We start from the raw sequence: 9,166 nt of genomic DNA, 5'->3' as shown, positions 1-9,166 counted from the left end.
AGCGAAGCGAAGCAATCCAGAGCGGTTTACGCATACTCTGGATTGCTTCGCTTCGCTCGCAATGACGCACTCAGGCCAAAGTCAGCATCGCCCGCTCGGCCATCCGCGACGCGGTCTCGCGCTCGGCCATCACGACATGGTCGGCGCCGCGCCGGACGAGATCGGCGACCTCCTCGTCCGAATGCGCGCGCGCGACGATCACCAGCTTCGGGTTGATCGCGCGCGCACGGCGTACGATTGCCCCCGCCTCGACCCCTTCGGGGATGGCGATCAGCAAGGTCGAGGCCTCGTCGAGCCCCGCCTGCCGCAGGATGCTCTCCTTGGTCGCGTCGCCGACGATCACCGTCGCGCCCGCCTCGCGCGCCGCGGCCGCCATGTCCTTCTGGTCCTCGATGACCGTCAGCCCCTCGCCGCGCCCGCAGATCAGGCTGCCGATATGGCTGCCGACGCGGCCATAGCCGATGAGCACGACGCCGGCGTTGCACGGTGCGGGCGCGTCGACGCCCTCCGCCTCGACCGCTTCGGGCTCATCGGAGCGCATGCGCTTGACCGCGAGCGAAAAGAGGATCGGGTTGAACAGGATCGACAGCAGCGATCCGGCAAGGATCAGGTCGCGCCCCGTTTCGGGCAGCACTTTCAAGCCGACGCCGAGCCCGGCGAGGATGAACGAGAATTCGCCGATCTGCGCGAGGCTGACCGACACCGTCAGCGCGGTCCCCGAATTGTGGCCGAAGGCGCGGACGAGTGCATATGCAGCGACCGACTTGCCGACGACGATGATCGCGACCGTCGCCAGCACCGGCCCCGGCTGCTCGACGAGCACCTTGGGATCGAACAGCATGCCGACCGAGACGAAGAACAGCACCGCGAACGCGTCGCGCAGCGGCAGCGTTTCCTCGGCGGCGCGCCGCGACAATTGCGTTTCGCCAAGGATCATGCCGGCAAAGAAGGCACCCAAGGCAAAGGACACATCGAAAATCACCGCCGCGCCGAACGCCACCCCCAATGCGATCGCCAGCACCGCCAGCCGGAACAGCTCGCGCGATCCCGAATGCGCAACCCAGTGGAGCACCCACGGCAGCACCCGCCGCGCGATCACGAACATGAAGGCGACGAAACCGACGACCTTGACCAGCACGATGCCCGCCGACTGGAGCAACCCCGCGCTGCCGCCCTCATCGCCGCGCGATCCGAACATCGCGGGCAGCAGCACGAGCGCGAGCACCATCACGAGATCCTCGACGATCAGCCAGCCGACCGCGATCCGCCCCTTTTCGGTCTCGACCATGTCGCGCGCCTGGAGCGCGCGCAGCAGCACGACGGTCGAGGCCACCGACAGCGCGAGCCCGAACACGATGCTGCCCTCGACCGACCAGCCGAGCCAGAGCCCGAGCATCATGCCGAGCGCGGTCGCGACCGCGATCTGTGCGATCGCCCCCGGAACCGCGATCCTGCGCACCGACAGCAGGTCTTTGAGCGAAAAGTGCAGCCCGACCCCGAACATCAGCAGGATCACGCCGATCTCGGCGAGCTGCATCGCCAGCCCGGTATCGGCGACGAATCCCGGCGTGAACGGGCCGACCATCACCCCCGCGAGCAAATAGCCCGCGATCGGAGAGATTTTCAGTCTATGAGCAAGCGCGCCCATCAGAAAGGCGACGCCCAGCCCGGCGACGATGGTTCCGATCAGGCTGGTGTCATGCGGCATGACCCTTGCGTAAAGGGCGCGGGCGCGAGGGGTCAACCCAAGGCAAGTAATTTAGTTGCGATAAAACCGCAGGCGGGAGTTCAAACCGTCCCCTCTTCCTTCTCCGCCTGCTGCCGCGCCCACATGTCGGCGTAGAGCCCGCGCATCGCGAGCAGCTGGTCGTGCGTCCCCGTCTCGGCGACGCGGCCGCGCTCGAGCACGATGATCCGGTCGGCGCCCGTCACCGTCGACAGGCGGTGCGCGATCACCAGCGTCGTCCGCCGCGCCGCGATGCGTTCGAGCGTGTCCTGGATCGCCGCCTCGGTGCGGCTGTCGAGCGCGCTCGTTGCTTCGTCCAAAATCAGCACCGGCGGGTTCTTGAGCAGCGTGCGCGCGATCGCGACGCGCTGCTTCTCGCCGCCCGACAGCTTCAGCCCGCGCTCGCCGACCTCGGTGTCATAGCCCTGCGGCAGCAGCCCGATGAAGCCGTCGATCGCCGCGCCCTCGGCGGCCGCCGCAATCGCGTCGGCGCTCGCGTCCTCACGGCCGTAGGCGATGTTGTAACCGATGCTGTCGTTGAACAGCACGGTATCCTGCGGGACGATGCCGATCTCGGCGCGCAGGCTTTTCTGCGTGACCTGCGCGATATCCTGCCCGTCGATCGTGATCCGTCCGCCCTGCGGATCGTAGAAGCGGAAGAGCAGCCGCGCGATCGTCGACTTGCCCGCGCCCGACGGGCCGACGATCGCCAGCGTCTCGCCCGCGCCCACGGCAAAGCTCACGCCGTTCAGGATCGTGCGATCGGGCTCGTAGCCGAAAACGACATTCTCGAACGCCACCGCGCCGCCGTTCACGACGAGCGGCCATGCGCCCTCGACATCGCTGATCTCGGGCGGGGTGTCGATCAGGCGGAACATCGCCTCCATATCGATCAGCCCCTGCCGGATCACGCGATAGACCATGCCGAGCATGTCGAGCGGGCGGAACAGCTGCGCGAGCAAGGTGTTCACCAGCACCACGTCACCGACCTTGTATTCGCCGGTCGACCAGCCCCACACGGTATACGCCATCGCGCCCGCCAGCGCGGCGTTGGTGACGAGGCTCTGCCCGATATTGAGCCACGCGAGACTGTTCTCGCTCTTGACCGCGGCCTTGGCATATTGGTCGGCGACGTCGCGATAGCGCGCTTCCTCGCGTTCCTCGGCGCCGAAATATTTGACCGTTTCGTAATTGAGCAGGCTGTCGACGCTGCGCCCGATCGTCAGCGTGTCGAGGTCGTTCATCCGCGTGCGCAGCGCGTTGCGCCAGTCGGTCACCTTGCGCGTGAAGATGATATAGACGACGACCATCAGCGCGGTCGCGCTGGCAAGCCCGAAGCTGAACTTGGTCCAGAAGATGATGAGCACCGCGGCGAGCTCGACGATCGTCGGCGCGATGTTGAACAGCAGGAAATAGAGCATCGTATCGATGCTCTTCGTGCCGCGCTCGATCACCTTGGTAACCTCGCCCGTGCGCCGCGCGAGATGGAAGCGCAGGCTGAGCGCGTGGAGGTGGCTGAAGGTTGTGATCGCGAGTTCGCGCGTCGCATCCTGCCCGACGCGTTCGAACACGACGTTGCGGAGGTTGTCGAACAATACGCCCGCGAAGCGCGCGCCGGCATAGGCAAGCACCAGCCCGATCGCGAGCGCGACGCCCTCTTCCATCCCCGGCGCCATGCGGTCGATCGCGGCGCCATAAAGGAAGCCCATCGAAAGCTGCACGCCCTTCGACGCGAGCACGATCAGGCCCGCGAGGACGATGCGGACCTTTGCCTCCGTCTGTCCCGCGGGCCACAGATAGGGCAGGAAACGCCGCAGCGTCGCCAGGACGGGCGGTTCGCGCGAAGCGTCGGCGGTAGTGGAGGTGTCGGGCGGCATGCGCGCCCCATGTAGGCGCGCGATGCCTCAACGCCAAGCGCCGCGGGTCCCGATCATCGCATCAGCGCGATTCGCGATACCCCGCGTGGCGCATGATGCGGTCGATCAGCCGCCGTTCTTCATTGCTGGGGCCCGTCACGATCGGCTCGGGCGGCTCCCGCCGGCGGCCAAAGCTCGGGCGCCGCGGCGGAACGAGGGGGGAAAAGCGCATGGGGTTCGCCTTCGTATCGCAGCGTCGCCCCCCGGCACCGCAGTGGATCTGGTCCCGCGCCCTTGGTGAAGGCGCATGGTTGCAGTCCGGTAAAGGCCGCTGGTTACTGCTTTCTTTCCGGTACCGTGAAGGTGCCGGTGACGCGCCCGCCGGTGCCGCCCTGCACCGGATTGCCGTCGGGTCCGCGCGCCGCGCCGCGCCCGTCGACCGTCGCCCGGCCGCTGTTGAGGTCGATCACCATCCGCCCGCCGCGCAGATTGTTGCCACGCTGGGTCAGCTGGACATTGCCGACCATCGTGATCAGCCGCTTGTCGAGATCGTAGATCGCGACATTGCCCGATGCGCGTTCATCGCCCTTGGTCACCACGACCCCGCCCGTTGCATCGAGCCGGTTGACGTCGGTGCCGCCCGATCGCGTATAGGCAACGGTCATCCGCGCCGCGGTCAGCGTCATACCGGCCTGCGTGACGCGGACATTGCCCGAAATGATCACGCGGTCGGCGCGGTCCTGCACCTCGATGCTGTTCGCGGCGAAATCGACCGGGGCGTTGCTGTTGTGGTTCGCGAGCGCCTGCGCCTGCGCGGCATCGCCGCCGGCACCGGCGGACAGCAGGGCGAGGCTGGTCAGCGTAAAGCCGACGCCCGCAAGCGCCATGCTTTTCATGGTCCAGAGCCGGTTCATTTGAGCACTCCCTGATTGATCCGCAGCCGCGCATTGCCCTGCAGGCGCACGATCCGCTTGTCGAGGTCGGCGGACAGCTGGTTGGCCGAAAAATGGCCGATGTTCAACGTCCCGTCGACGCCGCCCTGCCCGGCGAGGCTGCGCGTCTTCAGATCGACCGCGACATTGTTCGCGTCGATCCTGTACCCGCCCGCGCTCTTGACCTGCACCAGCCCCGGCACGGCGACCTTTTCGGTCTCCATATTATAGGCGCTGTCGCGGGCGACGATCGTCGCGGGGCCGTCGTCGAGGCGAATCGCGCCCGACAGGTCGGTCATGCGTACGATGGGCTCGGTCGAGCTTTTCTGCACCGCGCTGCCTGCCAGCAGCGCAAAGGGCTGCCCCTTCGCGTCCTGGCCGCGATATTCGGCGCGCGTCACCTTCATCCGCTCGCTCGCCATGTCGACCTTGTCCTTGGCGAGCAGGAAGCTGATCTCCGCACGCTGGGTGAAGGGCGAAAAGACCAGCACCGCGGCAACGACGCCGATGACGAGCGGCAAACCGAAACGCAGGATGCGCACGACCTTGTCGTGGCTCGACCCGCTCGCCGCCCACATGCGGCGCATCGTGCGGTCAAGATCGGCGCGTTCGGACATCGGATTCCCTGATCGCCTCAGCTATGCGCAAAAATGTCAGTTTCGGGCCAGCCGGCGAGGTCGAGCGCGGCGCGCGTCGGCAGGAAGTCGAAACAGGCCTGCGCCAGTTCGGTGCGCCCTTCGCGCGCCAGCCGCGCATCGAGTATCACCTTCATCGCGTGCAGGAAGCGCACGTCGCTCGCGGCATAGTCGCGCTGCGCTTCGCTGAGCTCGGCGGCGCCCCAGTCGCTCGACTGCTGCTGCTTCGACACTTCCTGGCCGAGCAGTTCGCGCACCAGCTCCTTGAGGCCGTGACGGTCTGTATAGGTGCGGATCAGCCTTGATGCGATCTTGGTGCAATAGACGGGCGCGGTCACGACGCCGAGCGCCTGCTGCAACGCCGCGATGTCGAAGCGCGCGAAGTGGAACAGCTTCAGCCGGGCGGGGTCGGTCAGGATCGCCTTCAGCACCGGCGCATCATAGGCACTGCCCGGCCGGAAGCGGACAAGATGCTCGTCGCCCGACCCGTCGCTGATCTGGACAAGGCACAATCGGTCGCGCAGCGGGTTCAGGCCCATGGTTTCGGTATCGATGGCCACTGGCCCGGAACCCAGTACGCCTTCGGGCAAATCTTCTTCGTGGAAATAGACGCTCATGGCCTCGCCTTAGGCGAAGCTGCCGTGCCGCTCAATGACTGGTTTTCGTCCGCGCCGTCCGGCCGCCACGCGCCTGCGGCAAAGCGCGCCTCATCGGGCTTCGCGGCGTTGAATTTTCCGTTCGCAGATGGCGTTCATTTAGGCTATATATTGCGCCATTAGAGGCACGGGGCGAGTCTGTGCCCATGGTGAACTGCGTCCCCGTCCGGCGCAAGGCGCCGGTCGAATGGGTGATGGACGAACCGAAAGCGACTATTAGACAATGAGTTTCAACAAGGATCGCCGCGGCCAGCGGGGGCGCGGTAAGCGCGACGATTTCGGCAATTTTGACAGCTTTGAACCGGCTCCTTACGGCGGCGACAGCTATGGCGGCGGACGCGGTGGCTTTGGTGATCGCGACCGTGGCGGCTTCGGCGGTGGGGACCGCGGAGGCTTTGGTGGCGGTGATCGCGGCGGCTTCGGCGGCGGTGATCGCGGCGGTTTCGGCGGCGGACGGGGCGGCGGCATGCCTGCGCAGGTCGTCGGCGAAGGCCAGGGTACGGTGAAATTCTTCAACCCCTCGAAGGGCTTCGGCTTCGTCGCGCGCGACGATGGCGGCGAAGATGTGTTCGTGCACATCAGCGCGGTCGAACAGGCGGGCCTCCAGGGCCTCGCTTCGGGCCAGCCGCTTGGCTTCACGCTCGTCGAACGCAATGGCAAGGTGTCGGCGATCGATCTGAAGATCGAAGGCGAACCGCTGCCGATCGAAGACAATGGCCCGCGCCGCGACGATCGCGGTGACCGCCCCGGCGGCGCGCCGGGCGGTGCCCGCGGCCGTCGCCAGCTGACCGGTGAACGCACCTCGGGCACCGTCAAATTCTTCAACACGACGAAGGGCTTCGGCTTTATCGCGCGCGACGACGGACAGGCCGATGCCTTTGTCCACATCAGCGCGGTGCAGCGCGCCGGCATGGCGGGCCTCGACGAAGGCGACCGCGTCGCGTTCGACATCGAAGTCGACGACCGCGGCAAGTTCGCGGCGGTGAACATCCAGCCGCATCAGGACTGACAGGCGGATAACCAGACAAACGAAAAGGGCGGCTCTCGGGCCGCCCTTTTTGTTTGGATGCACTGAAAATGCTGACGGCTTTCGACCGGGAGCTGCCATTCGCTCCTCCCTGTGGCGCAGCCATGGGGAGGACGGCCCTACGCGTCACCCCGGACTTGATCCGGGGTCCATGACTTCAGCGCTGCGGTGGATCCTGGATCGAGTCCGGGATGACGAAAGCGAGGGAGCAAAGGGCGGCTTTTCCCAAACCGGTCCTTGGCCGCTTAATCCGCGGTCTTCGGCAGCGCCCCGCTGAATGTGCTCGCACGCCGCAGATTCTCCGTCCCCGGCAGCGGGTCGGCGGGCGGCAGTTCGAACGGTTTCGGCAGCGGCGGCGGCGCGCTCAGCCGGTCGGCGAACAGCAGCCGCCCCGGCCCGAGCTTGTAGAGGATCATCGGCAGCAGTTCCTCGCCGAACACGAAGCAGCCCTCGCTCCGCCCGAGCTTGCCCTGCGTCGCGATCAGCGCGGGATCGGCATACCAGGCGCCGTGGACGACGATCGCGCGCGCATCGGCCGAATAATTGTCGGGCTCCAGCCCCGCAAGGCGCATCGACGAACCGTTGGCACCCCAATAATAATCGCTGGTGCGGTACGCGCCGCGCGAGGTCGCGAGCGACCCCATGCGGTTCGAAAAGCTCTTGAGCCACCCGTCGTGCTGCGGGTCCGACCCGCGGCCGTGCGTCACCGGGAACATGTCGACCTTGCCCGCGACCATATCGACCAGCGCGAAGCGCGGGCGCGACGACGGCAGGCCGAAATCGACGACGCCGACACGGTCGCTCTGCGGGATATTGCGCCCCTGCATCGCAAGCTGCTTCTTCGCCACCGACAGATAGTCGACCGGCGGCGGCAAAGGCGCCGGCGGTTGCTGAATCCAGTTGGGCAGTTGCGCGCGCGCCGGGACGGCGGCCATGGCCCCCGCACCCGCCATCGCAGCCAGCAACGCTCGACGATCGATCAATTCATTCACTTGAGCCACAACCCCGCATAAGCCGCCCTTTGACGGTCCTCGACTTTGCATAAGTCGTATATCGGCCGCGAAAGGCAAGCAGGTGGTTCCCCTTCATGCGGGAAGATGTGCCATATATGCCATGAATAGCGAGTTTACGCTGCTGTAAGGCTGCGTTAGGACACACGCCCATGAACGCAACCATCTGGCACAACCCCGCTTGCGGCACCTCGCGCAAGACCTTGGCGATTCTTCAGGAAACCCCCGGGGTCGACCTGACCGTGATCGAATATCTCAAAAATCCGTACAGCGCGGACAAGCTGCAGCAGCTCTTCGCCGACGCCGGTCTCACCGCGCGCGACGCGCTGCGCCTTCGCGGCACCGACGCCGAAGAGCGCGGCCTCAAGGACGCGAGCGAGGCCGACATCGTCGCCGCGATGGCCGCGAATCCCGCCTATGTCGAACGCCCGTTCGTCGAAACCGAAAAGGGCGTCTGCCTCTGCCGTCCGCAGGACCGGGTGCACGAAATTCTCTGACGAAGATACGGGTCACGATTCGGGAAGAGCGGCTCTGGGAGGGCGAGCGGTCATTGCTTCGCCACTTCTAGGGTATGTGCGCGGTGGCCGGCGGAGGCGCGAGTGACAAATGAAAAAGCAACACCAGTGAAGAAGCCGGCGCGGCAGCGGGCCGATCAAATCAGGGACTTTCGCTGTAAGAACCTGATCGTAGTGATCGAGGAACCGGAGAACCCGCGCAACATCGGCACCATCATTCGCAACGTGAACGCCTTGGGGGCGGAGAAGGTTTACGTCGTGGATCCGCGCCACGTCCTGTCGGACGATTGGCAAGAATTGCGTTCTGAACCGAAGCTATCGAAACTTTCAGTCTCGGCCGTCAAATGGACCTTCGTTAAGCGGTTCGGCAGCACCGAAGAGTGTCTGGCTCATCTGGAGAAGAACCGTTTCGTCTCTATAGCCACATCGCCGCACATTAAGGGGAAAACGAACAAATATCTCCATGAAGTGGATTTTGCAGAGCACGCAAAACTTTCGGTTTGGTTCGGTAACGAAGCAAGAGGGCTGAGCGATCTCGCCGTTGCGCGCAGTGACATGTGCGTCAGCATTCCGATGTTCGGAATGATCGAGAGCCTCAATCTCGCGACAAGCTCCGGGATCGTCCTTTACGAAGTGACGAAGCAACGTCGTGCGTATGCCAGCAGGCATCGGCTGCGCGACCACAGGGGCGAGCGAACTACCCCGTTACCAACGATCATGGCGACCGATCGATAGAGGCTCAATGTCCGCAATCAGTAGAAACCCGCCAGACGTCCGCGCCCCTACCCCGCCCGCGCAAACCAGATCGT

At 65.6% G+C, this 9,166-nt stretch carries 10 protein-coding genes; 3 read left to right on the top strand and 7 right to left on the bottom strand.

Features of this window, described 5'->3' with window-relative positions; genetic code table 11:
- Nucleotides 1-70: 70 nt before the first annotated feature.
- The 6 genes from ybaL to VGD20_RS06880 form a co-directional block, all read right to left on the bottom strand.
- Complete coding sequence (ybaL, locus tag VGD20_RS06905; protein WP_331133746.1) at nt 71-1,708, bottom strand: YbaL family putative K(+) efflux transporter; 1,638 nt, start codon at nt 1,706-1,708, stop codon at nt 71-73.
- A gap of 80 nt (nt 1,709-1,788) precedes the next feature.
- On the bottom strand, nt 1,789-3,603 hold the full coding sequence (locus VGD20_RS06900) for an ABC transporter ATP-binding protein/permease (protein WP_331133745.1): 1,815 nt from the start codon (nt 3,601-3,603) through the stop codon (nt 1,789-1,791).
- Nucleotides 3,604-3,664: 61 nt separating this feature from the next.
- Entirely contained in the window at nt 3,665-3,814 is a 150-nt protein-coding gene (locus VGD20_RS06895; protein WP_331133744.1) for a hypothetical protein, read from the bottom strand.
- Nucleotides 3,815-3,917: 103 nt separating this feature from the next.
- Nucleotides 3,918-4,496: an LptA/OstA family protein gene (locus tag VGD20_RS06890; RefSeq protein ID WP_331133743.1), complete on the bottom strand. Its 579-nt coding sequence runs from the start codon at nt 4,494-4,496 to the stop codon at nt 3,918-3,920.
- Nucleotides 4,493-5,131, bottom strand: coding sequence for an LPS export ABC transporter periplasmic protein LptC (gene lptC / locus VGD20_RS06885; RefSeq protein WP_331133742.1), 639 nt, complete (start codon nt 5,129-5,131; stop codon nt 4,493-4,495). The genes VGD20_RS06890 and lptC overlap by 4 nt, the downstream gene beginning before the upstream one ends.
- A gap of 17 nt (nt 5,132-5,148) precedes the next feature.
- Entirely contained in the window at nt 5,149-5,766 is a 618-nt protein-coding gene (locus VGD20_RS06880; protein WP_331133741.1) for a ribonuclease H-like domain-containing protein, read from the bottom strand.
- A 262-nt stretch (nt 5,767-6,028) separates the two neighbouring features.
- Here VGD20_RS06880 and VGD20_RS06875 point away from each other — a divergent pair, with 262 nt between their 5' ends.
- Nucleotides 6,029-6,814: a cold-shock protein gene (locus VGD20_RS06875; RefSeq protein ID WP_331133740.1), complete on the top strand. Its 786-nt coding sequence runs from the start codon at nt 6,029-6,031 to the stop codon at nt 6,812-6,814.
- 263 nt (nt 6,815-7,077) lie between these two features.
- On the opposite strand, the gene VGD20_RS06870 is transcribed toward VGD20_RS06875, so the two are convergent.
- Nucleotides 7,078-7,767 (bottom strand): murein L,D-transpeptidase catalytic domain family protein, encoded by a 690-nt coding sequence (locus VGD20_RS06870; protein ID WP_331133739.1) that lies wholly within the window; start codon nt 7,765-7,767, stop codon nt 7,078-7,080.
- Nucleotides 7,768-7,994: 227 nt separating this feature from the next.
- Between VGD20_RS06870 and VGD20_RS06865 the strand changes: the two genes are divergently transcribed.
- Nucleotides 7,995-8,339 (top strand): arsenate reductase family protein, encoded by a 345-nt coding sequence (locus VGD20_RS06865; protein WP_331133738.1) that lies wholly within the window; start codon nt 7,995-7,997, stop codon nt 8,337-8,339.
- 102 nt (nt 8,340-8,441) lie between these two features.
- Nucleotides 8,442-9,092, top strand: a complete 651-nt coding sequence (locus VGD20_RS06860; protein ID WP_331133737.1) for an RNA methyltransferase — start codon at nt 8,442-8,444, stop codon at nt 9,090-9,092.
- The last annotated feature ends 74 nt before the right edge of the window (nt 9,093-9,166 follow it).

It is taken from the genome of Sphingopyxis sp. (genome assembly GCF_036402335.1).
In the GTDB taxonomy this organism is placed as follows: domain Bacteria; phylum Pseudomonadota; class Alphaproteobacteria; order Sphingomonadales; family Sphingomonadaceae; genus Sphingopyxis.
Note: the sequence above shows the minus strand (reverse complement) of the source record. Positions and strands in the feature narration are given on the sequence as shown.

Bases quoted from the DNA above. Each gene is read 5' to 3' on its own strand.
- VGD20_RS06865 (WP_331133738.1), top strand. From the start codon at position 7,995: ATGAACGCAACCATCTGGCACAACCCCGCTTGCGGCACCTCGCGCAAG.
- VGD20_RS06895 (WP_331133744.1), bottom strand. From the start codon at position 3,814: ATGCGCTTTTCCCCCCTCGTTCCGCCGCGGCGCCCGAGCTTTGGCCGC.
- VGD20_RS06875 (WP_331133740.1), top strand. From the start codon at position 6,029: ATGAGTTTCAACAAGGATCGCCGCGGCCAGCGGGGGCGCGGTAAGCGC.
- VGD20_RS06890 (WP_331133743.1), bottom strand. From the start codon at position 4,496: ATGAACCGGCTCTGGACCATGAAAAGCATGGCGCTTGCGGGCGTCGGC.
- lptC (WP_331133742.1), bottom strand. From the start codon at position 5,131: ATGTCCGAACGCGCCGATCTTGACCGCACGATGCGCCGCATGTGGGCG.
- VGD20_RS06870 (WP_331133739.1), bottom strand. From the start codon at position 7,767: ATGGCCGCCGTCCCGGCGCGCGCGCAACTGCCCAACTGGATTCAGCAA.
- VGD20_RS06900 (WP_331133745.1), bottom strand. From the start codon at position 3,603: ATGCCGCCCGACACCTCCACTACCGCCGACGCTTCGCGCGAACCGCCC.
- ybaL (WP_331133746.1), bottom strand. From the start codon at position 1,708: ATGCCGCATGACACCAGCCTGATCGGAACCATCGTCGCCGGGCTGGGC.
- VGD20_RS06880 (WP_331133741.1), bottom strand. From the start codon at position 5,766: ATGAGCGTCTATTTCCACGAAGAAGATTTGCCCGAAGGCGTACTGGGT.